The organism is Parasphingomonas frigoris (assembly GCF_036663815.1).
Taxonomy (GTDB): Bacteria; Pseudomonadota; Alphaproteobacteria; order Sphingomonadales; family Sphingomonadaceae; genus Sphingomonas.
This window is the reverse complement of sequence record NZ_JAXOJQ010000001.1, coordinates 1,065,302-1,088,870: the sequence shown is the minus strand read 5'-3', so window position 1 is coordinate 1,088,870 and position 23,569 is coordinate 1,065,302. Positions and strand designations below refer to the sequence as shown.

Below are 23,569 nucleotides of genomic sequence, written 5' to 3'. Positions count from 1 at the left end.
TCCTTCCGCACTGCAACAGATTTCGCGGCGCATAGCCCGTTTGTAAGCGCGCTGTAAGCCAGGGCGCATAGCGGACCCAATTCCACCGGAACAGGGCACCCGATGCACGCTTCGTCACCTCCCCAATCGCTGCCACCCGCCAAGGTCCTGCCGCGCGCCGTCCAGGTCCGCTGGCTCTCGATCGTCGCGGGCGCGGCGATCCTGCTCTGCCTCGCGTGGATGGCGATCGCGGCCTTGACCGCGCGCGCACCCGTGGCGGTGGCGACGACCCCGCCGGGCACCTTCCGCCCGAGCGCCGAGCAGATGGCGGCGTTGAAAACGGTGCGGGTCGGGTATCGCGCGTCGGACACGCATTTGCTCGCGAGCGGGGCGATCACCGTCGACGGCGATCGCAGTACGCCCGTGCTGATGCCCTATGCCGGGCAGGTCGTCCGCGTGCTCGCCGATGCCGGGCAATATGTGACGCAGGGGCAGCCCCTCCTGCTGGTCAAGACCAGCGATTTCGTCGATGCGCGCAGTGGGCTGTTCGCGGCGCGCGCAGCGGCGCAGAATGCCCAGGCGCAGCTCGCCACCGCGACGCGGACGGCGGAGCGGCAGCGCCAGATCTTCGAGACCGCCGGCGGCGCGCAGAAGGACTATCAGCAGGCGCAGAGCGATCTCGCCGCGGCACAGGCGACCGCGCGGACCACCGCGGCGGCGCTCGGCGCGGCGCGCGACAAATTGGCGATCCTCGGCAAGTCGACGCGCGAGATCGGCGCGCTCGAGGGCGTCGGCGAGGTGTCGGGGATCCACGACCAGACGACGCTGCACGCCCCGATCGCCGGCCTGATCGCGTCGCGCGACGTCTCGGCCGGGCAATATGTCGCGCAGGGCGGCGACAAGCCGGTGATGACGATCACCGACCCGTCGCGCGTCTGGCTGATCGCGCAGCTCGCCGAGGGCGATGCCAGCAGCGTCCATGTCGGCGATGCCGTGACCGTGACGACGCCGGCGCTGCCGGGGCGCAGCTTCCACGCGACGATCGACCTGGTCGGCGCGGCGCTCGATCCGCAGACGCACCGCCTGCCGGTCCGCGCGACGATCGCCAACCCCGATCGCGCGCTGAAGCCGCAAATGTTCGCGAGCTTCTCGATCCAGCGCCCGCAGGCGGGGCAGGTGCTGCGCCTGCCGGCGGAGGCGGTGATCCATGAGGGCGATGCCGCGCGCGTCTGGGTGGTCCGCCCGGACGGCCTGCTGCAGGCGCGCAATGTCACTGCGGGCGACGAGCAGGATGGGCAGGTCGTCATCGTGCGCGGTCTGCAGCCGGGTGAGCGCGTCGTCACGGCGGGCGCGCTGTTCGTCAACGAAGCGGGGCTCGGCGCGTGAATCGCATCGTCGAATTCGCGCTGCGCCAGCGGCTGCTGATCGTCGGCATCTTCGCTGCGATGCTGGTGGCGGGCGCGGTCGGTTTCTGGAATCTCAATATCGAGGCCTATCCCGACCCCGTCCCGCCGATGGTCGAGGTGATCACGCAGACGCAAGGGCTGTCGGCCGAGGAGATGGAGCGCAACGTCACCATCCCGATCGAGGTCGGCATGGCGGGGATCCCGCATCTGACCGCAATCCGCGCGATCTCGCTGTTCGGCCTGTCCGACATCAAGATCCAGTTCAGCTACGATCTGACCAACGAGGCCGCCAAGCAGCAGGTTATCAACCGCCTGTCGCAGCTGCCGCCGCTGTCGGGCGGGGCGCAGCCGACGCTGTCGCCGACGAGCCCGGTGGGCGAAATCTATCGCTACAAGATCACCGCGCCGCCGGGCTATTCGGTGATGGATTTGAAGACGTTGCAGGACTGGGTGCTGCAGCGCCGCTTCAAGCGCATCCCGGGCGTGATCGACGTGACCGGCTGGGGCGGCAAGCTGCGCGCCTACGACGTGGTGATCGACAATGACAAGCTTGCCGCGCGCGGCGTCACCGTGGCGCAGGTGCTTGCGGCGCTGTCGAAGAGCGACGGCAATGTCGGCGGGCAGACGCTCAACTTCGGCGCGCAGGCGGCGATCGTGCGCGGCGTCGGGCTGATCCAGTCGGTCTCGGGGATCGAGAACGTGCTGGTCGGCACCGCCAATGGCCAGCCGATCCTGATCAAGGACGTCGCGCGGGTCGAGATCGGCAATGCGCCGCGGCTCGGCATCGCCGGGTACAACAATCAGGACGACATCGTGCAGGGCATCGTGCTGATGCAGCGCGGCGCGGAGTCGATGCCGACGATCCAAGCGGTGCAGAAGGAAGTCGCCGACATCAACGCCTCGGGCATCCTGCCGCCGGGCGTGCATCTCGACCGGATCTACGACCGGTCCGACCTGATCAAGCTGACGATCCACACCGTGCTCGAAAATCTCGTCGCCGGGATCGCGCTGATCTTCTTCCTGCAATGGGCGTTCCTCGGAAACCTGCGCAGCGCGATTATCGTCGCGGCGACGATCCCCTTCGCGCTCGCCTTCGCGATCCTGATCCTCGTGTTGCAGGGCGAGAGCGCGAACCTGCTGTCGGTCGGCGCGCTCGATTTCGGGCTGGTGGTCGATGCCAGCGTGATCATGGTCGAGAACATCTTCCGTCACATGGTCGAGCGCTCGGCGCGGGTCGAAACCGAGCAGGGCCACTACACGCTCGCGAGCCGTTTTTCGGCGGTGCTCGGCGCGAGCCACGAGGTCAGCCGCGGGATCTTCTTCGCCGCCGCGATCATCATCGCGAGCTTCCTGCCGCTGTTCACGCTGACCGGGGTGGAGGGCCACATCTTCGGCCCGATGGCGAAGACCTATGCCTACGCCATCAGCGGCGGGCTGATCGCGACCTTCACGGTCGCCCCGGTGCTGGCGACGCTGCTGCTGCCCGACCGCCTGTCCGAGGTCGAGACCTGGATCGTGGCGCGCCTGCGCCGGGCGTACGAGCCGGCCGCCGCCTTCGCGCTCGGCAACCGCGTGATCGCGGTCGGCGGGGCGGTGCTGCTGCTGTGCGCGGCGCTGCTCGGGATGCGCTCGCTCGGGATCGAGTTCCTGCCGCATCTCGAAGAGGGCAACATGTATATTCGCGCGAGCCTGCCGGGGTCGATCAGCCTCGAGGCCGGCCAACCCGTGGTCGACGGCGTGCGGCGGATGATCGCGGCCTATCCCGAGGTCGACTCGGTGCTCTCGGCGCATGGCCGGCCCGATGACGGGACCGACTCGACAGGCTTCTTCAACGCCGAATTCTTCGTGCCGCTCAAACCGTTCGACACCTGGCCTGCGGGCGTCACCAAGGAGACGCTGACCGCCGAACTGTCGAAGAAGCTCCAGGCGAAATATCCCGGCGTCGACTTCTCCTTCTCGCAATATATCGAGGACAATGTCGAGGAAGCCGCCTCGGGGGTGAAGGGCGCCAATTCGATCAAGCTGTTCGGCCCCGATCTCGCGACGCTCGAACACTATGCCGACCAGATCAAGGACCGGATGGCCAAGGTGCCGGGGATCGTCGATCTCGGCGTGTTCCAGTCGCTCGGCCAGCCGACGGTGCGGATCGACGTCGATCGCGCGCGGGCCTCGCGCTATGGCCTGACGCCCGACGACATCAACGCGACCGTCGCCGCGGCGATCGGCGGGCAGTCGACCGTCGACCTGTACGAAAAGGGCACCGACCGCCACTTCCCGATCGTCGTCCGCCTGCGCGCCGAACAGCGCGACAGCGTCGATGCGATCCGCCGCATCACCGTCGGCGCACCGGCGCCCAATGGCTCGGGCACGATCCAGGTGCCGCTGTCCGAAGTCGCCGACGTGCGGCTGACCTCGGGCGCATCGTTCATCTATCGCGAGCATCAGGAGCGCTACATCCCGATCAAATTCTCGGTCCGCGGGCGCGATCTCGGCGGTGCGGTCGAGCAGGCGCGGGCGGAGATCACGCGCAGCGTCCATCTGCCGTCGGGCTATCACCTCGAATGGGCGGGCGAGCTCGACAATCTCAACAATGCCGTCGCCCGGCTCGAGGTGGTGGTGCCGATCAGCCTGCTGCTGATCCTGCTGCTGCTCTACGCCAATTTCGGCTCGATCCGCGACAGTTTGCTGGCTTTCTCGGCGATCCCGATGGCGATCATCGGCGGCGTGCTCGCGCTCGCGGTGTCGGGGACGGCGTTCAGCATCTCCTCGGCGATCGGCTTCGTCGCGTTGTTCGGCATCGCGGTGATGGACGGCATCCTCGTCGTCACGACCTACAACCATGCGATCGACGAAGGCGCGCCGCGCGCCGGGGCGCTCGCGACGACGGTGCGGCACAGCCTGCGGCCGGTGGTGATGACCTGCCTGGTCGCGGCGATCGGCCTGCTCCCCGCGGCCTTCTCGAACGGCATCGGCAGCCAGGTGCAAAAGCCGCTGGCGCTGGTCGTGGTCGGCGGGATGACGCTCGCGCCGATCCTGATCCTGCTCGTCCTGCCGGTGCTGATCGACCTCTTCTCGCACCGCGTGCCGCCAGAGGATCGCGGGGCGCACGGCCGTGACGTCGGCCATCATCCGAAGTCCGGGGAGGTCGCGGCATGAAGCGCGCGCTTGGCTTGCTGATACTGCTGTCGACCACCGCCTGCACGCTCGGCCCCCGCAACCTCGTCCCGCCGATCGCGCTGCCGGCGCCGGTCGCGCCGCAGGCGTTCGCGCCCGCGCGTGGGCCCGGTCAGGCGACCCAGCTCGCGGCAGTGCCGGCGGCGTGGTGGCAGGGGTTCGGCAGCAGCGCGCTCGATGCGCTGGTGGCCGAGGCGCTGCAGCATGCGACCGACATTGCGAACGCCGAGGCGACGCTGCGCCAGGCGCGCGAGCAGGCCGCGGCGACCGCGGGCAGTGCCTTGCCGCAGGTCGACGCGAGCTATCAGGCCCAGCGCACGCGCATCTCGAACGCGCTGGCGCCGGCGGTCACCGATCCGAACCAGACGCTTTACACGCTCCACACCGCGCAGCTGACGGTCAGCTACAATCCCGACCTGTTCGGCGGCAACCGCGCGCATATCCGCTCGGCGCGGGCCGCCGCCGACGTGCAGCGCCACCGGCTCGATGCCGCGCGCACCACGGTGATCGCTAGCCTCGTCGAGGCGGTGATCCAGCGTGCCGCGCTCGCCGAGCAGATCGCGGCCGGGGAGACGAGCATCGCGGTCAATCGCGACATCCTCGCGGCGCTGGTCAAGCGCCAGCAGCTCGGCGCGGTCGGTGCGGCCGATGTCGCGACGCAGCAGACTGCGCTCGCTACCGCCGAGAGCACGCTGCCCGCGCTGGTCCGCGCCGAAGCGCATCAGCGCGTTGTCATCGCCACGCTGATCGGCCGGACCGCCGGCACGCCGCTCCCGGCGTTGCCCGCTCTGTCGGCGCTGGCCTTGCCGCACGACCTGCCGCTGTTGCTTCCTAGCGAACTCGTCGCGCGGCGGCCCGATGTCGCGGCGGCGCGGGCACAGCTCGAGGGGGCAGGGGCCGACGTTGGCACCGCGATCGCCGCGCGACTGCCCGCGATCACGCTGAGCGCCACCGGCGGCGGCACGGCGCAGCATTTGTTCGACATCTTGCAGAGCGGCAATCCCTTCTGGTCGCTGCTCGGCGGAGTGACGCAGCCGATCTTCCACGCCGGCGCGCTGCGCCACCAGCAGCACGCCGCCGAGGCCGCGCTCGATGGCGCCAAGGCGCAGTATCGCGCGACCGTACTCCAGGCGTTCGGCGACGTGTCCGATGCGCTGACCGGACTGCGCACCGATGCCGACGCCTACGACGCCGCCGCGCGCGCGGGCGATGCCGCGACGCGTGCGCTCGGCTTCATCCGCCGCCAGCTCGCGCTCGGCGACGTCGGCACGCTCGCCTTGCTCAACGCGACCGCGAGCGACGCGCAGGCGCGCGCGCAGATGATCCAGGCGCGCGCCGCACGGCTCGCCGACACCGTGGCTTTGTATCAGGCGCTCGGTGGCAGCGCGCAAGGAGAGTGAGCGATGCCTGTGATGGGAGGAAATGGCGGCCGGTTCGTGGTGGCGGGGGCGACGCTGCTGCTGCACGGCTGGGTCGACAATGGTGCGGCGCGGATCGCGATCGTGCCGGGCGCGCCGACCTCGGCGATGAGCACCGCGCTGGCCGAACGGACCGAGCGCTCGGGCAAACCCGACCTGAAGGTCGAGCTGCGGGCTGAGTCGTTTCGCATCCCGCGCGCAGCGGTCGAGCCGACGCCGGCGGGGGATGCCGATCTACGGATCGGCCAGGACGTGCTGGCCCGTCAACCGATCGCGATCGACTTCGCGCGGCATGCGCTGCAGCCGCTGTCGGCGGGCGAGGCGCGCACGGCCGAACGCTCGGCCAGCGCGATCGCGGTGACGCGGGCGCCGGACGGAACGCTGACGGTCCCGATTTCCACGGATGGCGGTGCGCCAATCGTCGCGCAGCTCGATCTGTCGAGCGCGACCGGCGTCGCCGCGCCGGGGCTGACCGCCCGCAGCGCGGTCTCGCTCGGCCCGGTCACGCTGCGCGGGGTGGAGGTCGCCGATGGCGCGCGGCCGATCGTCGGGCTTTACGCCTTTCGCCACATGCGCGTGATCTTCGACCTCGGGCATGATCGGATCTGGGTCCGTGGGTGATGTTGCCAGCCCCTCGCGATCACGCCCGGCCGATCCTTGGGCGCATTCCAAGAAAGGCACGATGAAACCGAGGATCAAGCCGCGGCGCAACTGTGCGCTGGGCCAGCATGACCCGGCGCCGGGCTTCGCGATCGACGCCAACGGCGTTGCGGTCGGACACTGTCGGCGCTGCCGTTGCGGCCTGAAGCGGCTGCCCTGGTCGCGTCAGTGGTTTTGCGCCGACCGCATGGGGTGACGCGCGGCGTATCACACCCGCTCGATTGCGAGGGCAACGCCCATCCCGACGCCGACGCACATCGTCGCCAGCCCCAGCCGCCCGCCGCTCTTCTCGAGCTGATGCACCAGCGTCAGCGCGAGGCGCGCCCCGCTCATGCCGAGCGGATGCCCGAGCGCGATCGCGCCGCCATTCGCGTTGACGTGCGCGGCATCGTCGGCAACGCCGAAATGGCGCAGCACGGCGAGCGCCTGGCTGGCAAACGCCTCGTTGAGCTCGATTGCGTCGAAGCGGTCGATCGTCACCCCCAGACGCGCGAGCAACGTTTCGATCGCCGGGATCGGCCCGATGCCCATCACCCGCGGCGCGACGCCGCCCGACGCGAAACCGAGGATGCGCGCGCGCGGCGTCAGCCCTTCGCGCGCGATCGTCGCCTCGTCGGCGATCAGCAGCGCGGCGGCGCCATCGTTGATACCAGACGCATTGCCCGCCGTCACCGAGCCGCCCGCGAACAGCGGCTTGAGCGCGGACAGCGCCGCGAGCGTCGTGTCGCCGCGCGGATGTTCGTCGACCTCGGCCTGAACGGACGGGGCGCCGCGTCGCGTCGGCAACGGTACCGCGACGATCTCCTCGGCAAAGAAGCCGCTCGCTTGCGCTGCCGCCGCGCGCTGCTGGCTGCGCAGCGCGAAGCCGTCCTGATCGGCGCGTGCGATGCCATGATCCTCGGCGACATTCTCGCCGGTGCGGGGCATCGTCTCGCTGCCATAAAGCGCGTCGAGCGCCGGGTTGACGAAGCGCCAGCCGAGCGTGGTGTCCTCGAGCGCCTGGCCGCGCCCGAACGCCGCGTCGGCCTTGCCGAGCACGAACGGTGCGCGCGTCATGCTCTCGACCCCGCCGGCGATCGCCAGCCCGATCTCGTCCGAGCGGATCGCCCGTGCCGCCGCGGCGACCGCGTCGAGCCCCGAGGCGCATAGCCGGTTGAGCGTCATGCCGGGGACGGTCGGCGGCAGCCCGGCGAGCAAAAGACTCATCCGTGCGACGTTGCGATTGTCCTCGCCGGCCTGGTTCGCGCAGCCGAAATAGACCTCTTCGATCCGAGCCGGGTCGAGCGCGGCGTTACGCGCCAGCAGCGCACGGATCGGCACCGCGCCGAGATCGTCGGCGCGGACGCCCGACAAGAGCCCGCCATAGCGCCCGATCGGGGTCCGCACGGCATCGCAGATAAAGGCTTCCGTCATTGCTACTTCCTGAGAGGTTCGGGCGATGCGGCATAGGCCTGGATCAGATCGAACAGATAATCACGCTCGGCATAAAGGCCCGCGACCGACTTGCGCTCGTTGAGGCCGTGGACGCCGTTGCCATCGGGATCGGAGAAGCGCCCCGGCACGCCATAGGTCGGGATGCCGGCGGCGTTGAGGAACCGGCCGTCGGTCGCGCCGGTCGTCATCGCCGGTAGCAGCGGGACGCCTGGGAAATGCTTGGCGGCGAGCGTGCGTGCGGTGCCATAGACGAGCGGCGTCAGCGGCGGGGCGGGCGGGGTCGGGCTGAGCTCGCCGACCGGGGTCACGCTGACCGTCTGGTCGCCGATCGCCGTGATCAGCTGCGCGCGGACATTGGCGATCGGATCGCCCGGGAACATCCGGCAATTGACGTTGGCACCCGCGCGCTGCGCCAGCGCATTGTTGGCGTGGCCGCCGTCGAGCCGCGTCGCGACGCAGGTGGTGCGCAGCATCGAATGGTAGGTGGCGTCGGTCGAGACGGTCGCGTTTGCGGCCTGGTCCCGCGGGTTGGCGAGCAGGCGCGTCATCGCAGCACCCATCGCGCCGCCGGTCAGCTTTGCAGTCTCGCGGAAATAGGCGCGCGTCGTGTCGCTCAGCTGGACCGGGAATTCGTAATGCCCGACGCGCACCAGCGCCTCGGCGAGGCTGGTGATGGCATTGTCGGGGCGCGGGCGGCTGCTGTGGCCGCCGGGGTTGGTCGCCTCGATGCGGAAATCCTGATAGACCTTCTCGCCCGCCTGCATGCCGAGCGACACCGGCTTGCCGGTCGCATCGCGGATCCCGACGCTGCCTTCGTTGAGCGCGAAGGCGGCGTCGATCCAGTCCTTATGCTCGGTGGCGAGCCACTGCGCGCCGTTGAACGCGCCGTCGCTCTCCTCGCCGCAGGTCAGCGCCAGCTTGAGCGGTCGGCGCAGCCGCGTGCCGGCGCTGCGCAGCCGCGCCATCGTATCGGTGAAGATCGCCGCATGCGCCTTGTCGTCGGACGCGCCGCGCGCATAGAAATAGCCCTTCTCCTCGACCAGCACGAACGGATCGCGCACCCAGTCGGCGCGGTTCGCCTCGACGACGTCGATATGCGCGAGCAGCAGGATCGCGCGCGCCGTCGGATCGGTGCCGGGCAGCACCGCAACCAGCCCGCCTTCCTTGGGGTGATCGGGCACGCTGAACAGCCGGATCTCGCCATCCTTGAAGCCGGCCGCCTTGAGTCGCGCGGCCATCCGCTCGGCGGCCAGCGTGCAACTCCCCGCCGACAGCGTCGTGTTGGTTTCGACCAGCTCCTTGTAGAGGCCGCGAAACGCCTGCTGGTCGGGGCGGCTTTGCGCCTGCGCGGCGGGGGCGGGAAGGCATGCGGCGAGCGCCAGAGCCGCCAAGAGTATACGCATCGCCATTCCCCCGTTTCGATCGATCGCGCGATCATAGGATGGCGCATCGCCAAAAAGCTAGCCGATGCGTGGCTGCACCCGCGCGCGCCGTCACACCGCTTCGTCAACCCACCCGCCGCGCAGCGGTCCGGCCGCGCGGAGCACCAGCACCGCCGCCAGCACGTAGAAACCGAGGCAGCCGACCGTAGCGTAGCGCAGCGATTCGGTGCCGTAGGCGGTCTTCAGATGATCCGACAGGCCGCCCATCAGGATCGGGCCGATGCCGAGCCCGATCAGATTGTTGATGAACAGGAAGCTGCCCGAGGCGGTCGCGCGCATTCGCGGCGGAACGAGGTGCTGGACCGCGGTCGTCACCGGACCGAGCCACAGGATGTTGAGCGCGTTCGGCACCAGCAGCAGCGGCCAGGCGAGCCACGGGCTCGGCGCGAGCAAACCGAGCGCATAGGTCGGCGCGGTGATCAGCCAGGCGATCGCCGGGAGCCGCGCATACCAGGCGCGATCGCGCTGCCCGAGCCGATCGGCGAGCCAGCCGCCGCCGAACACCCCGGCCACGCCGCCGATCAGCAGCAGTGAGCCCATGAACTGCCCGGTCTCGATCAGGCTGAAGTGGTAACTGCGGATCAGCACCGAGGGTGCCCATAGAGCAAGCCCATAGCCGCACAGCGAGCTGAACGACGCTCCGAAGGCGAGCAGCCAGAAAGCGGGCTTGCGCGCGAGGATCGCGAATACGGCGCTGACCGGCACCGCGTCTTGCGGCGTGACGACCGGGCGCGACACGTCGCGCACCAGCCAGCGGAACAGCGGCGCGACGACGATCCCCGCCACGCCGACCGCGATGAAGGCGGTCTGCCAATCGACCAAAGCGGCGATATAGCCGCCGAGCAGCACGCCCCCGGCAAGCCCGACCGGAATGCCGAGTGAGTAGATGGCGAGTGCGCGGGCGCGCCGCGCGGGCGGGAAATAGTCCGAGATCAGCGCATAGGACGGCGCGACGCCGCCGGCCTCACCGACGCCGACGCCAAGGCGATAGAAGAACAATTGCCAATAGCCGGTCGCGGTGCCGCACAAGGCGGTGAAGCCGCTCCACACCACCAGCGACCACATCACCACGCCGCTGCGGCTGGTGCGATCGGCGAGGAAGGCGAGCGGCACGCCGAGCACCGAATAGAGCAAGGCGAACGCCACCCCGCCGACCGCGCCGAACTGCGCGTCGCTCAGTTGCAGGTCGGCCTTGATCGGGGTGGCCAGGATGCTGAGGATCTGCCGGTCGAGGAAGTTGAAGGTATAGACCAGCAGCAGCATCGCCAGCACGAGATTTGCCCGTGCGGGCCGATGTGCGGTGGCGGCTGTGGTCATCATGGCATCCCGAACGAAAGCACCGGACGCTCGGTATCGGTGAGCGTCCGGTGGCTGGCAATGGTATGGTGCGCGTCTCAGAACTTGGCGGTGATCGTGCCGAACACTTGCCGCGGATTGCCGTAGAAGGCCGTGGCGATCCCCTCGCGCCCGAGCGTCGGGACATATGGGCCGTTGGGGACCGGCACGTTCGCCAGGCTGGTCGGGTTCCCCGCGAGATCGGTGCGGATATATTGATAGCCCGACGTCTTGTAATGCTTGTCGGTGATGTTCTTGGCGTGGACGCCGATCGAATAGCGCCCCTTGCCGAAGGTATAGGTCAGGTTCGCATCGAACAGCGCATAGCCGGGCTGGTCGAGGAACGGGCTGGCCGTCTCGAACTGGTGCGTCAGGCTGCGATACGACAGCGTGGTCGAGGCGTTGATGCGGCCGGGCCCGGCGGGAACCGTCGCCGACAGTGTGCCCGACGCGGTCCAGTCGGGCGTGTTCTGGAACACGCGGACGTTGGCGACATCGGTCCCGGTCGGCCCGATGAAGGTCTTGTACTTGGCGTCGATGTACCCGAGCGTGCCGGCGAGTGAGACGTTCGACCCGACGCCGGCGAAATCGCGCGCGAGCACCGCGGTCGATTCGAGCTCGATGCCCTTGATCGTCGCCTTGGCGGCGTTGGTGGTGATGCCGCAGAACGACTGCACCCCGCCGATGATGCAGCCGACCGAGCCGGGCACCTGGACGTTGCTGTAATCCGAATAGAAACCGTCGAGCGCGAAGGTGAGGCGCTTGTCGAACAGCGCGCCCTTCCAGCCGATCTCGTAGCTCTTCACCACTTCGGGCTTGAACAGCAGATAGTTGTAGATTTCCTGATAGCTGCGCACGCCGTCCTGGTTGACGTCGGGCGCCGAGGTGCCCGAGCCGCGCGGATCGAACCCGCCGCCCTTTAAGCCTTCCGAATAGGAGGCATAGAGCAGGTGGTCGGGCGTCGGCTTGAAGCTGAGCGACGCGCGCGGCGTGAAGCGCTTGAACTTCGCCGTGCCGTTGAAGTTGGTCGACGGCGCGCCGACGATCGTCGGGTTACCGCCAAATTCGGAGGTCACCCCGAAGTAGCTCGCCTTGAAGATGAACGACCGCCGCTCGTCCCACGTGTAGCGCCCGCCGAGCGACAGGCTCAGCTGCGGCGTGAAATCATAGGTGAAGTCGCCGAAGATCGAACTCGTCTCGGTCCGCACGTCGCCGGCGGTATAGGCGTTGAAATTGGGCAGCGTGGTCGACAGCAGCACGTCGAAGCCGGTCGAGGCCTTGGCGCCAAGATAGTAATAGCCGATCAGCCCGTTGAGCTTGTCGCTCTTATAGGCGAGCTGGAATTCCTGGCTGGTCTGCTCGTTGCGATAGACCGCGGGAACGTCGACATCGACCGCGGGCAGCGCGTCGAAATCGATCGGCGTGAACGAGCGGTCCTTGCGGAACGCGCTGATGCTCTTGAGCGTCAGATGGTCGGTCAGCTCGGCGCTCGCCACCATCGACAGGCCACCCGCCTGGATGTTCTGCCTGGGGGTGTTGAGCCCGGCGCGCGTGTCGAACGGGTTCGACTGGACCGGCGTCGCGCTCAGCAGGCTGGTGATCAGCCGCGAGCCGTTGCGCGCGTTCGACTTGTCCTCGGTATAGTCCCCGGTCAGGCGCACGTTCATCCGCCCGTCGGGCGAGGCGAACTCGATCGTGCCGCGGCCGGCCCAGATGTCCTTGTTGTAATTGTCGATGCCGAGGTTGGTGTTGCGCCCGAACCCGTCGCGCGTCAGCCGCGCGCCCGCCACGCCGACCTTGAACAGCGAGCCGATCGGGGTCGACAGGCTGACGATGCCGTCGGCCTGGTTGTACGAGCCATAGCTTGCCTTGAGCGTCGCCTCGGGGCTGTCGGGCAGGCGCTTGGTGACATATTTCACCGCGCCGCCGATCGTGTTGCGACCATAGAGCGTGCCCTGCGGCCCGCGCAGGATCTCGATCCGCTCGACGTCGTAAATGTCGAGCACCGCCGCCTGCGGGCGATTGAGATAGACGTCGTCGAGATAGATGCCGATCCCGGCCTCGAACCCAGGGACGGGATCCTGCTGGCCGACGCCGCGGATGAAGGCGGCGAGGGTCGAGTTGGTGCCGCGGGCATTCTTGAGCGTCGTGTTGGGCGTGACGTTCTGGATGTCGGTCAGGTCGACCGCGCCGGTCTTCTCGAGCCGGTCGGCCGAAAAAGCGGTGACCGCGATCGGCACGTTGAGCAACGTCTCGGCGCGGCGCCGGGCGGTGACGACGATGTCGCCGCTCGGGGTCTCATCGGCCGGTGCGGCGACCGGCGGCTGCGCGTCGGCAGCGACTTCGGTTGCGGTCTGGGCGAAGGCCGGCGCGGCCGACAGGGTGCTCAGCGCAGCACCTGCGAACAGCATCGCGCGCACGGATTTCGAGCGTAGCATCAGATTTCCCCTCCTTTGGCGCATCCATGAAGGCCCCGACATCGTCCGGGTTGTGCGCACGTTGCAGTCGTTATACTGAAAGCTGAACCGGGTTTCAACTTTGTAAATGGAGAGGCGGCAAAAATGGCAGACGACCAGGCCGCGGACGCACCGCCGGCGGAAGGCGATTCCGCGGCGAGCGTCGGCAAGACGCCGCGCACCGAGCGCGGACGCAAGACGTTACGGACGATCCTCGATGCGGCCGCGATCGAATTTGGCGAGCGCGGTTTCCACGAGGCGTCGATCAGCGGGATCACCCGCCGTGCCGGCGTCGCGCTCGGCAGTTTCTACACCTATTTCGATTCGAAGGACGCGGTGTTCCGGGCGCTGGTGCGCGACATGTCGGGGCAGGTGCGCGACCACGTCGCCCCGGCGATTCGCGATGCGGCCGACCAGATTGCGGCCGAACGCGCCGGCTTGCTCGAATTCATCGGCTTCGTGCGCGGCCACAAGGAGATCTATCGGATCATCGACGAAGCCGAATTCGTCGATCCGCCCTCCTTCAAGCTGCATTACGAGACCACCGCCAGCCGCATCGCGGCGCGCCTCGAGGCCGGCGCCGCCCGCGGCGAGATCCGGCGCGACGTGTCCGAGGTTCACGCCTGGGCGCTGATGGGGATGAACGTCTTTCTCGGGCTGCGCTACGGCGTGTGGGACCAGGATCTCGCGCCCGAGGCGGTCGCCGACGCCGTCGCCGACATGCTCGTCAACGGCCTCGTCCCGCCACGCTCGGCCTAGAGCTCGCGCAAGGCGCTGGCGGGGCGCGCGCGTAGCGCCGGGAGGCTGCCGGCCAGACCGGTGCCGAGCGTCAGCGCGACCGCGGCGGCGAGCGTTCCGCCGACGATGTCCCAACGTGGCGCCCAGCCGATGTGGAAGATCTGCGTCACGACATACCAGCCCGCCGCCGAGCCCATCACCAACGCCACGCCGACCAGCACCAGAGCGAGCACGCCATATTCGAGCGCCTGCGCGCCGAGCACCTGCCGCCGGCTGCCGCCGAGCAGTTTGAGGATTACCGCGTCGTAGCGGCGCGTATCGCCCGACGCCGAGACCGCGCCGACCAGCACCGCGATCCCCGCCGCGACCGTCACCGCCGCGGCGGCGCGGATCGCCAGCGCGATCTGGCCGAGCATCGCGCCGAGCTGCCCGATCACGTCGCCGACGCGGATCAGCGTCACCGAGGGGAGGGCGCTCGACACGCGCCGGGCGATCGCGCCGTCCTGCGCGGGCGGTGCATAGACGCTGGCGAGCAGGCCGTGCGGCGCTTCCTCGATATAGCCGGGCGAGAAGATGATCGCGAAATTGAGCCCGAGCCCGCCCCAGTCGATCTTGCGCAACGCCGCGATCCGCGCCGGCACGTCGACGCCGAGCACCGAGACGGTGATCGTGTCGCCGATCTTGAGTCCGAGTGCGGCCGCCGCCTTGTCCTCGAGCGAGACGAGCGGGGGGCCGTGATAGTCCGCCGGCCACCAGCGCCCGGCGACGACCGCGTTGCGCGGCGGCAGGCGCGCAGCCCAGGTGATCGTGCGATCGCCACGCAGCACCCAGGCGCCTTCGGGCAGCGTCTTCATGTCGGCCACGCGCACCCCGCGCAACGCGACGATCGATCCGCGCAGCGACGGTAGCGCCTCGATTTTGGCGGAAGGCGCGGCGGTCCTGACCGCGCGCGCGAAGGTCGGCGCGTCGCCGGGTTGCAGGTCGATCGCGAAGAAGCGCGGCGCCTTGGCCGGCGCGGCATCGGTCAGTTCGGCGGCAAGGCTCGAATCGATCACCGCCAAAGCGACGAACAGCGAGAAGCCGAGCCCGAGCGCGACCACCAGCCGGTCGGTCTGCGACCCAGGCCGATGCAGATTGGCGATTGCGAGGCGCAGCAGCGGTCTGCGCGCGCGCGGCAGTTTGGCTGCGAGGGAGCGGATCAGGACGCCGATGCCGCATAGCAACGCGATCAATCCGACGATCGCAGCGACGAAGCCGAGCGCGAGCAGGCGGTCCGACGCGGTCAGCACCGCCAGCGCGACCAAGGCGACGACGAGCCCCGCCATCGCCGCCAGCAGGCCGAGTGGCGGCACCCGGCGCGGGGCCAGCGCGCCACGCAGCAGGCTGGCGGCGGGCACCGAGCGCGCCCGCGCGAGCGCCGGCAGCGCGAACAGCAAGGCGACGAGCAGCGCCAGCGCCGCCGCGGTGGCGAGCGGCACGGGATAGAGCGCGAGCCGCGGCGGGACCGGCAGCGCGGCGCCCGCGACGGCGGTGACGATCCATGGCAGCGCCGCGCCGACGGAAAGCCCGGCGGTGATGCCGACCGCCGCGACCACCCCGAGCTGCGTCAGGAAGATCGCCGCGATCGTCCCCGAGCGCGCGCCGAGCACCTTGAGCGTCGCGATGATCCGCGTCTTGCCCGCGAGATAGGCTGCGACGCCGCTGCCGACACCGACGCCTGCAATGGCCAGTGCGGCAAGCCCGACGAGCACGAGGAACTGGCCGAGCTGCGCGATCCCGCGTCGGAAGCCGCCCGCCGACTGGTCGCTGAGCTTGCCCGACCAGCCCGCGCCCGGGAACCGGCGGAGCAGGCGGTTGCGCACGCTGGCGGCGTTGTCGGGGCGGGCCAGCGCGATCCGGTAATGGCTTTCGTAGAGGCTGCCCGGTTGGAGCAAGGCGGTCGCGTCGAGCCCGGCGAGATCGACCAGGACCGGCGGCCCGAGCGTGAAGCCAGCGCCGAGCCGGTCGGGCTCGTCAGCGATGATCCCGATCACGCGCAGCCGTGCCATCCCGAGCCCCAGCGTGTCGCCCGGCTTCACGCCGAGCCGCTCGGCGAGCGCGGGTGCGATCGCAATCTCGCGGCCATGCGGTCGCGGCGCGAGCGCACCGGGCGCGAGGCGCGCTTTGCCGACCAACGGCCACGCCGCATCGACGCCGCGCAGGTCGACCAGCGCGGTCGCGCCGCCGGCTTCGGCCATCGCGCGCAACGACACCGCCTCCGAGACCCGCCCGGCCTGCGCGAACGCCGCGAGCTCCTCGACCGTCGCGCGGCGCTGCGAGACGTTCAGCTCGAGGTCGCCGCCCAGGATCTGCCGCCCATTGGCGTCGAGCGCGGCGATCATGCTTGCCGCCAGGCTGCCGATCCCGGCGAGCCCCGCGGTGCCGAGGAACAGGCAGATCGCGAGCAGCAACAGCCCGCGCCCGCCGCGGCGCAGATCGCGCAGCGCCAGCCGCCAGGCGAGGCTCATGCGCTGCGCCGATCGCCGACGATGCGGCCGTCGGCCAGCTCGATCACGCGCGCGCAGCGTGCCGCCAGCGCCCGATCGTGCGTGATGACGAACAGCGTCGTGCCGCGCTCGGCATGGCGCGCGAAGAGCAGGTCCATGATCGCCGCGCCGGTGCTGGTGTCGAGATTGCCGGTCGGCTCGTCGGCGAAGATCAGCGCCGGGCGCCCGACCAATGCGCGGGCGATCGCGACACGCTGCTGCTCGCCGCCCGAGAGCTGTGCGGGATAATGGCCGGTGCGGTGCCCCAACCCGACCGCGGTGAGTTCGTCGGCGGCGCGCGTGAAGGCGTCGCTCTCGCCGGCAAGCTCGAGCGGCACCGCGACATTTTCGAGCGCGGTCATCGTCGGCAGCAGATGGAACGCCTGCAGCACGATGCCGATCCGCCCGCGCCGCGCAACCGCGAGCGCATCTTCGTCGAGCGCGGTGAAATCGAGTCCCGCCACCGCCACGGTCCCGCCGGTCGGGCGCTCGAGCCCGGCGAGCAGCGCCATCAGCGACGATTTGCCCGATCCCGACGGTCCCAGCAACGCGACGCTGTCGCCCGCGGTCACGTCGAGATCGACCCCGCGCAGGATCTCGACCGTGGCCGGCGCGCGGCCGAGCGAGAGCGAAACGTTGCGCGCGACGATCAACGCGCTATCGGCAGGGGATGACATCATCCTTCTTCCCTGGGCGATATCGCTGGCGACGGCAAATGGTCGCTGTCGCCGCGCTGGTTTTTGCAGCACTGCCGCTCGGCGCCGACGCATCGTCGCGCGCGCCGCTGATCTGGGCGTTCGGCGACAGCCTCACCGCGGGCTACGGCCTCGCGCCCGAACTGGGGTTCACCGCCAAGCTCCAGGCGGCGCTGCGCAAGGCCGGGATCGCCGCGACGGTGCGCAATGGCGGGATTGCGGGCGACACCGCGGCACAGGCGCGTGCGCGGCTGCGCTGGGGGTTGCGCGGGCTCGGCGTGACGCCCGATCTGGTGATCGTCGAGCTCGGCGCGAACGACATGCTGCGCGGGCTGCCCGTCGCGCAGGCCAGGGCCAATCTCGATGCGATCCTGACCGAATTGCAGGCGCGCCGCATTCCCGTGCTGCTCGCCGGAATGCGCGCCGCGCCCAATCTCGGGCCCGACTATGTCCGTGCGTTCGACGCGCTCTACCCGGCGCTCGCCGCCGCGCACCGCGTGCCGCGTTATCCCTTCTTCCTCGATGGCGTCGCGGGCAATCCGCGGCTGCTCCAGGGCGACGGGCTGCACCCTAATGCGCGCGGGGTCGACATCATCGTCGGGCGACTGTTGCCGAGCGTGCGCCAGGCGCTGCCGGCGGGGGCGCGGCGATGAATCTCGACGACCAGTTCCTGCGCTACTTCGGCACGAGCGACCTCGCCGAAGTGACGCCCGCCGCGCTGTCGGCCGGGATCGAGCAATTGCGCGTCGCCTTCGGGCTCGAGCGCGATCGGGAGCGGCGCTTCGGGCTGTGGACTTTGCTCCACATGCTCGGCGCCGCCCCCGCGCTCGACATCGCCTTTACGAACGAAGCGGACCGCGCGGCGGCGCGGCGCTTCATGGAAATGACCGAGCAACTCGACCCCGACTGAGGCCGCGCGTCAGTCGGCGACGTCGATCGCGTGCGTCTTGATGATCTCGGGCCGTCCCGCCGCCAGATCGCGCGCGGCCAGGCCGAACACCTTGAAATGGTCCGACGCCATATGCTGTCCGACGGCGGCGTCGTCGACATAGAGTTCGTTGAAGACGAAGCGCTGCGCGCCCTCGGTCTCGCGCCACAGGTCATAGTGCAGCACGCCCGGCTCGGCGCGCGAGGCGGCGACGCAGATCCGCGCGGCGGCGATGAACGCCTCGTCCGCATCGGGCTTGACGGTGATGAACGCGACGATCTTGACGGTCATGGCTTACTCCTGGGTTCTGGCGGCATTGGTGGCGGCTGCGCGGCTGCAACGCAAGCGCGGGCCGGCGCCAGGCGCGTCGTGGCGTGCGAGGAAAATCCCGGGCGCTTCAACAGCGCCCGGTCGCTGGTCGGCCCCCGTTACCAGACGCGGACGCGGTCGGCCGGCGCGAGATACAGCGCGTCGCCCGGCTGCGCGCCGAACGCCTGATACCACGCATCGACGTTGCGCACCTCGGCGGTGCGATAGCGGCCCGGCGAGTGCGGGTCGCTGAGCAGTTGCGAGCGCAAGGCGGGCTCGCGGAACTTGCTGCGCCAGACCTGCGCATAGCCGAGATAGAAGCGCTGGTCGCCGGTCATCCCGTCGATCACCGGCGCGGGCTTGCCGCCGAGCGAGCGGTGATAGGCGTCGTACGCGACGGCGAGACCCGCCAGATCGGCCATATTCTCGCCCAGCGTCAGCCCGCCCTGGATATGCTGGCCGGGGATCGGCTCATAGGCGTCATATTGCTTGACCAATTTGTCGGTCAGCGCGGTGAAGCGCGCGACGTCCTGCTTGGTCCACCATTCGGTCAGCTTGCCGGTCTTGTCATATTTGCGGCCCTGATCGTCGAAATGATGGCTCAGTTCGTGGCCGATGACGACGCCGATGCCGCCATAGTTGATCGCCGGATCGGCCTTGGCGTCGAAGAACGGCGCCTGCAGGATCGCGGCCGGGAAGACGATCTCGTTCATCACCGGGTTGGCGTAGGCGTTGATCGTCATCGGGGTCATGCCCCATTCGGTGCGGTCGATCGGCTTGTCGAGCTTGCCGAGGTTGCGACGATATTCGAACGCGTTGGCCGCCGCGACGTTGCCGACCAGATCGTCGCGCTTGATCGCCAGCGTCGAATAATCGCGCCAGACCGAGGGATAGCCGATCTTGGGGGTGAAGGCGGCGAGCTTCTCGTGCGCCTTGAGCTTGGTCTCGGGCGCCATCCATTCGAGCTTGTCGAGCCGCACGTTCATCGCCGCGATGACGTTCTTGACCAACTGGTCGATCGCCGCCTTCGATTCGGGCGGGAAGTAACGCGCGACATAGGTCTTCCCGATCTCCTCGCCGAGCGCGCCACTGGTCGCGGCGACACCGCGCTTCCAGCGCAATTGCTGCTGCGGCGTGCCGCTGAGCACGGTGCCGGTGAAGGCGAAGTTGGCGTCGACGATCGGCTTCGACAGGTAATTGGCGTAGGCGCGGATCACGCGCAGCGTCAGATAATCCTTGAGCACCGGCAGCGGCGTGTCGGCGAAGATCTTGGCCTCGCCGGCGATCGCGCTCGGCTGGCCGACGAGATAATACGCACGCCCCGCCATGCCGTTCTGCTGGACATAGGCGGCCCACGGGAAGCCCGGTGCCGTCGTCTCGATCTCGGCGAAGGTCAGCTTGTTGTAGCGCTTGTCGGCGTCGCGCGACTGGATCCGCGTCCAGTGCACCTGCGCGATGCTCTTCTCGAAATCGAAGATGGCGGCGGCGCGGGCGGCGGCGTCCGACGCCCCGCTGAAGCCCAGCATCGTCGCGATATAGGCCTTATACTTTTCGCGCGTGTCGGCGAGCTTGGGATCGTCCTTCAGATAATAATCGCGGTCGGGCAGCCCGAGCCCCGACTGGCCGAGATTGACGACATAGGTCTGCGGATCCTTGCTGTCCTGGCCGACGCCCATGCCGAACATGCCGCCGACGCCATATTGCGTCAGCTTGGCCATCTCGACCGCGAACGCGGTCTTGTCGGGCACAGCGGCGATTTCGGCGAGCCATGGCGTGATCGGCTTGATGCCCTTCGCGTCGGCGGCGGCCTCGTCCATGAAGCTTGCATACATGTCGCCGATCTTGCTGCCCGGGGTCTTGGCGGCCTCGTCGAGGATCGCGCGGGTCTGCTCGTTCGACACGTCCTGCAGCACGTTGAACATGCCCCAGGTCGCGCGGTCGGCGGGGATCTCGGTGGTCTTTTCCCACGTGCCGCCGGCAAAGGCCGCGAAATCGTCGCCCGGTTTCACGCTGCGATCCATTCCCGCGATATCAAAACCGAAGGTGCCGATCTTGGGCTTTTCGGCGCTGGTCTTTGGTGTCGCGGCCGGGCGAGCGGTTTTCTTTGCCGCGGGTGTGGTCTGGGCAACGGCCATTCCGGCCATGGCGACCGACAGACACAGCGACGAGGCAATAACCGATCTACGCATGACAATCCTCGAAAAAGACGGGTCTTGAAAAAACACGACGGGGTGTTTCGCTGTTCTATCCAAACGATACGCCTAGTCAAACGCCAACGCGCCGCTTAGCGGGCGGATCGAAACCGCGCGTGCGCGTCGCCGAGGAACCGTCATGCCCGACTCCGAACCGCTATCGCTGGCCGCCGGCACCTATGACGGCGGGGGCGGGCGTGGCGTCTCTTCGCTGAGCCGGACGCGGAGCGGCGCCTGGAGCGTCGGCGCGGTCTATCCCGACGCGCGCAACGCCTCGTTCAGCGTTTATTCGGCACGCCACCGGTTGCACTACATCGTCGACGAACGCGATGACGGTCGCCTCGGTGTCCACCGCCATGGCCCCGACGGATGGGAGCGACTCGCCACGATCGCGACCGAAGGCGGCGCGCCCTGTCACGTCGCGCTCGATCGCGCCGAAACGATGGTTGCGGTCGCCAATTATATGGGCGGCAGCATTGCGCTGTTCCGGCTCGATCCGCAGACCGGGCTGCCCGACGGCCCGGCACAGCTCTGGGCAAACAGCGGATCGGGCCCGAATGCGGCGCGCCAGCAGGCGCCGCACGCGCATTGGGTCGGCTTCGACGATGACGGGCGATGGCTGTATCAGACCGATCTCGGCACCGACGAGATCCTCGCGTTTCCGATCTACCAAGGGGGCCTCCAAGCGCCGCACCGCGCCTATGCCGCGCCGCCGGGCTCGGGCCCGCGCCACCTGCTGTTGCATCCGCACGTGCCGACGCGGGCCTATCTTGCCAGTGAATTGGCCAACACGCTCACGGTGCTCGACGGCGGGCAGGGGACGTTCAAGGCCGAGACGACGCTTTCGACGCTCCCGCCCGGCTGGCATGGAGACACGATCGTCGCGCATCTCGCGATCAATCGCGCAACGGACCGGCTCTACGTCTCGAACCGCGGGCATGACAGCATTGCGGTGTTCGCGCTCGACGCGACGGGCTACCCGACCTTGCTGCAGCACGTGGCAAGTGGCGGTGCCTCACCGCGCTTCTTCCTGCTGCTCGAGGACTGCGCGCTGATGATCGTCGCGCATGAAAAGGCGCAGACCGTCACCGCGCTCGCGATCGCCGCAGACGGGCGCCTGACACCGACCGGTGAATCGCGCGCGGTGCCGGGCGTGGGGTATCTCCTCGCGCCGTAGCCTATCCGGGCGTCATCCCTGCCGCATCCAGCGCTGGTGGCGCGCGCGTTTCGCCGCGTACAGCGCGGCGTCGGCGCTGCGCCACGCGTCGCTGAACGCCGGAACCGCATCGCGTGTCTCGGCCGGCTGCATCATCACCGTCCCGACGCTCGCATTGATCGGCACGATCGCGCCGGATACGCTCATCGCCTGGTTGAGCGCGGTTTCGATCCGCTGCTTGACCAGCGCCACCCGCTCCGCGGTCGATCCGGGCAGCAGCACGGCGAATTCGTCGCCACCCAGCCGGGCGACATGGTCGCTCGGCCGCACTGCGGCGTGCAGCCGCTCCGCCACTTCGACGAGGACCGCATCGCCAACCGAATGCCCCAGGCTGTCGTTGATCGTCTTGAACCGGTCGAGGTCGATCGCCAGCACGCCGATCGATACGGCTGGCTCGATCTGCGCCAGGCGGTGATCGAGGCCGCGGCGATTGAGCAGCCCGGTCAGCGGATCGGTCCCCGCCGCCGCCTCGGCGGCGAGATGGCGCTCATGATCCTCGGAAATGTCGAGCGACACACCGACGATCCGCCGCGGGGTCCCGTCTTCGGCGCGCAGCAGGCGGCGGTCGCAGCGCATCCACCGCGGACCATCCGTCGTCTGCAGCTCATATTCGACCGAGGTCATGTCGACCTCGCCGTCGAGCAGGGCCTGGACCGAGGCCGCGTCCTGTGTCGCCGGCAAAATGCGTGCGGCGTAATCCTCCAGATCGAGCGTGCCCCCGGCCGCACTGCCGACGACGAAGCGCAGGAAGGACGGCGACATCTCGAATTGCCGGGTCGCGACGTCGATGTGCCAGAAGCCGCCGCGCACCGCCTCCATCGCCAGCGTCAGCCGGGCGTTGATCTCCTGCTGCTCGCGCTCGGCGCGGCGCCGTTCCGTGATGTCCTCGATCTGCGCGACCGCGCGAACCGGCTCGCCATCGCTGCCGTGGACGGCCGACACCGCCAGCGTGGTCTCCACCGCCGCGCCGTCCGATCGCACGAAACGCTTGTCCATCCGGTAGCCCTTGCGCCGCCCCGCAGCGAGTTGGCGAAACTGCCGGTCGTCGGCGGCGATGTCGTCGGGATGCGTGATCGCATGAAACATCGTGCCGGCAAGTTGCTCGGTCGTCATGCCGAGCATCTTCGCGAACGCCTGGTTGACGCGTTCCATCCGCCCGTCGAGCGCGGTGACCGCCATCCCGATCGGGGCATTGTGAAAGGCATCGTTGAACATCAGCTCGGTCTCGGCGAGCCGCGCCGCGAGATCCTGGCGCACGCTGATGTCGGTCACCAGGACGATGACGCCGCGGACATTCCCCGTTTCGTCGCTGTCGGGCACGTAGCTGCCCTGCACCCGCCGTTCTTGCTCGTCCTCGAACAGCGTATATTCGTAGGTGACGCGCTGCCCTTGCAGCGCCTCTCGGAGCCGCGCCAGCACGGTGGGATAGTTGCGCGCGCCGACGATCTCGCGACATTCCCGCCCGACGATCTGCGCCGGATCGAGGCCACGCCATGCGGCATAGGTTGCGTTGGCGTAGCGATAGCGCAGATCGCGATCGAAATAGGCAACGAGCCCCGGCAGCAGGTCGAGCATTTGTGTCGCGGTCGGCAATCCGTCGATCCGGGCGGCGAACGACGGGCTGGGGGTGGCGGCAAAAGCGTCGGTCATGGCTTCCCATAG

18 protein-coding genes are annotated in these 23,569 nt (G+C 69.1%); 9 read left to right on the top strand and 9 right to left on the bottom strand.

Annotation, left to right across the window (positions count from 1 at the left end):
- Positions 1 to 102: 102 nt before the first annotated feature.
- The 5 genes from U1872_RS04950 to U1872_RS04930 all read left to right on the top strand — a co-directional run bounded on the left by U1872_RS04950 (position 103) and on the right by U1872_RS04930 (position 6,833).
- Positions 103 to 1,365: an efflux RND transporter periplasmic adaptor subunit gene (locus U1872_RS04950; RefSeq protein WP_332791738.1), complete on the top strand. Its 1,263-nt coding sequence runs from the start codon at positions 103 to 105 to the stop codon at positions 1,363 to 1,365.
- Complete coding sequence (locus tag U1872_RS04945) at positions 1,362 to 4,541, top strand: efflux RND transporter permease subunit (RefSeq protein ID WP_332791737.1); 3,180 nt, start codon at positions 1,362 to 1,364, stop codon at positions 4,539 to 4,541. Before U1872_RS04950 ends, U1872_RS04945 begins: the two co-directional genes overlap by 4 nt.
- Positions 4,538 to 5,959, top strand: coding sequence for an efflux transporter outer membrane subunit (locus tag U1872_RS04940; protein WP_332791736.1), 1,422 nt, complete (start codon positions 4,538 to 4,540; stop codon positions 5,957 to 5,959). Before U1872_RS04945 ends, U1872_RS04940 begins: the two co-directional genes overlap by 4 nt.
- A gap of 3 nt (positions 5,960 to 5,962) precedes the next feature.
- Positions 5,963 to 6,598: a hypothetical protein gene (locus U1872_RS04935; RefSeq protein ID WP_332791735.1), complete on the top strand. Its 636-nt coding sequence runs from the start codon at positions 5,963 to 5,965 to the stop codon at positions 6,596 to 6,598.
- Between the two features lie 61 nt (positions 6,599 to 6,659).
- Positions 6,660 to 6,833: a hypothetical protein gene (locus U1872_RS04930; RefSeq protein WP_332791734.1), complete on the top strand. Its 174-nt coding sequence runs from the start codon at positions 6,660 to 6,662 to the stop codon at positions 6,831 to 6,833.
- Positions 6,834 to 6,844: 11 nt separating this feature from the next.
- On the opposite strand, the gene pcaF is transcribed toward U1872_RS04930, so the two are convergent.
- The 4 genes from pcaF to U1872_RS04910 form a co-directional block, all read right to left on the bottom strand.
- Entirely contained in the window at positions 6,845 to 8,050 is a 1,206-nt protein-coding gene (gene pcaF, locus U1872_RS04925; RefSeq protein WP_332791733.1) for a 3-oxoadipyl-CoA thiolase, read from the bottom strand.
- A gap of 2 nt (positions 8,051 to 8,052) precedes the next feature.
- A complete protein-coding gene (locus U1872_RS04920) occupies positions 8,053 to 9,474 on the bottom strand; it encodes a M20/M25/M40 family metallo-hydrolase (RefSeq protein WP_332791732.1) in 1,422 nt (473 codons plus the stop codon).
- Positions 9,475 to 9,564: 90 nt separating this feature from the next.
- Positions 9,565 to 10,830 (bottom strand): spinster family MFS transporter, encoded by a 1,266-nt coding sequence (locus U1872_RS04915; protein ID WP_332791731.1) that lies wholly within the window; start codon positions 10,828 to 10,830, stop codon positions 9,565 to 9,567.
- Between the two features lie 77 nt (positions 10,831 to 10,907).
- Entirely contained in the window at positions 10,908 to 13,286 is a 2,379-nt protein-coding gene (locus U1872_RS04910; protein WP_332791730.1) for a TonB-dependent receptor domain-containing protein, read from the bottom strand.
- A gap of 123 nt (positions 13,287 to 13,409) precedes the next feature.
- Between U1872_RS04910 and U1872_RS04905 the strand changes: the two genes are divergently transcribed.
- Complete coding sequence (locus U1872_RS04905) at positions 13,410 to 14,063, top strand: TetR/AcrR family transcriptional regulator (RefSeq protein WP_332791729.1); 654 nt, start codon at positions 13,410 to 13,412, stop codon at positions 14,061 to 14,063.
- On the opposite strand, the gene U1872_RS04900 is transcribed toward U1872_RS04905, so the two are convergent.
- Positions 14,060 to 16,549, bottom strand: coding sequence for an ABC transporter permease (locus U1872_RS04900; RefSeq protein WP_332791728.1), 2,490 nt, complete (start codon positions 16,547 to 16,549; stop codon positions 14,060 to 14,062). The genes U1872_RS04905 and U1872_RS04900 overlap by 4 nt on opposite strands.
- On the bottom strand, positions 16,546 to 17,247 hold the full coding sequence (locus U1872_RS04895) for an ABC transporter ATP-binding protein (protein WP_332791727.1): 702 nt from the start codon (positions 17,245 to 17,247) through the stop codon (positions 16,546 to 16,548). The genes U1872_RS04900 and U1872_RS04895 overlap by 4 nt, the downstream gene beginning before the upstream one ends.
- Positions 17,248 to 17,282: 35 nt before the next feature.
- On the opposite strand from U1872_RS04895, the gene U1872_RS04890 reads away from it, so the two are divergent.
- Together U1872_RS04890 and U1872_RS04885 are read left to right on the top strand one after the other, a co-directional pair.
- Positions 17,283 to 17,915 (top strand): arylesterase, encoded by a 633-nt coding sequence (locus U1872_RS04890; protein WP_332791726.1) that lies wholly within the window; start codon positions 17,283 to 17,285, stop codon positions 17,913 to 17,915.
- Positions 17,912 to 18,172, top strand: coding sequence for a hypothetical protein (locus U1872_RS04885; RefSeq protein WP_332791725.1), 261 nt, complete (start codon positions 17,912 to 17,914; stop codon positions 18,170 to 18,172). The genes U1872_RS04890 and U1872_RS04885 overlap by 4 nt, the downstream gene beginning before the upstream one ends.
- Before the next feature lie 9 nt (positions 18,173 to 18,181).
- On the opposite strand, the gene U1872_RS04880 is transcribed toward U1872_RS04885, so the two are convergent.
- Positions 18,182 to 18,481, bottom strand: a complete 300-nt coding sequence (locus tag U1872_RS04880; RefSeq protein ID WP_332791724.1) for a putative quinol monooxygenase — start codon at positions 18,479 to 18,481, stop codon at positions 18,182 to 18,184.
- Positions 18,482 to 18,618: 137 nt separating this feature from the next.
- Entirely contained in the window at positions 18,619 to 20,688 is a 2,070-nt protein-coding gene (locus U1872_RS04875; protein ID WP_332791723.1) for a M13 family metallopeptidase, read from the bottom strand.
- A 142-nt stretch (positions 20,689 to 20,830) separates the two neighbouring features.
- Between U1872_RS04875 and U1872_RS04870 the strand changes: the two genes are divergently transcribed.
- Complete coding sequence (locus U1872_RS04870) at positions 20,831 to 21,868, top strand: lactonase family protein (RefSeq protein ID WP_332791722.1); 1,038 nt, start codon at positions 20,831 to 20,833, stop codon at positions 21,866 to 21,868.
- A gap of 12 nt (positions 21,869 to 21,880) precedes the next feature.
- On the opposite strand, the gene U1872_RS04865 is transcribed toward U1872_RS04870, so the two are convergent.
- The gene (locus U1872_RS04865; RefSeq protein WP_332791721.1) at positions 21,881 to 23,557 is read right to left on the bottom strand and encodes a GGDEF and EAL domain-containing protein; all 1,677 of its coding nucleotides are present in this window, start codon (positions 23,555 to 23,557) and stop codon (positions 21,881 to 21,883) included.
- Positions 23,558 to 23,569: the final 12 nt, after the last annotated feature.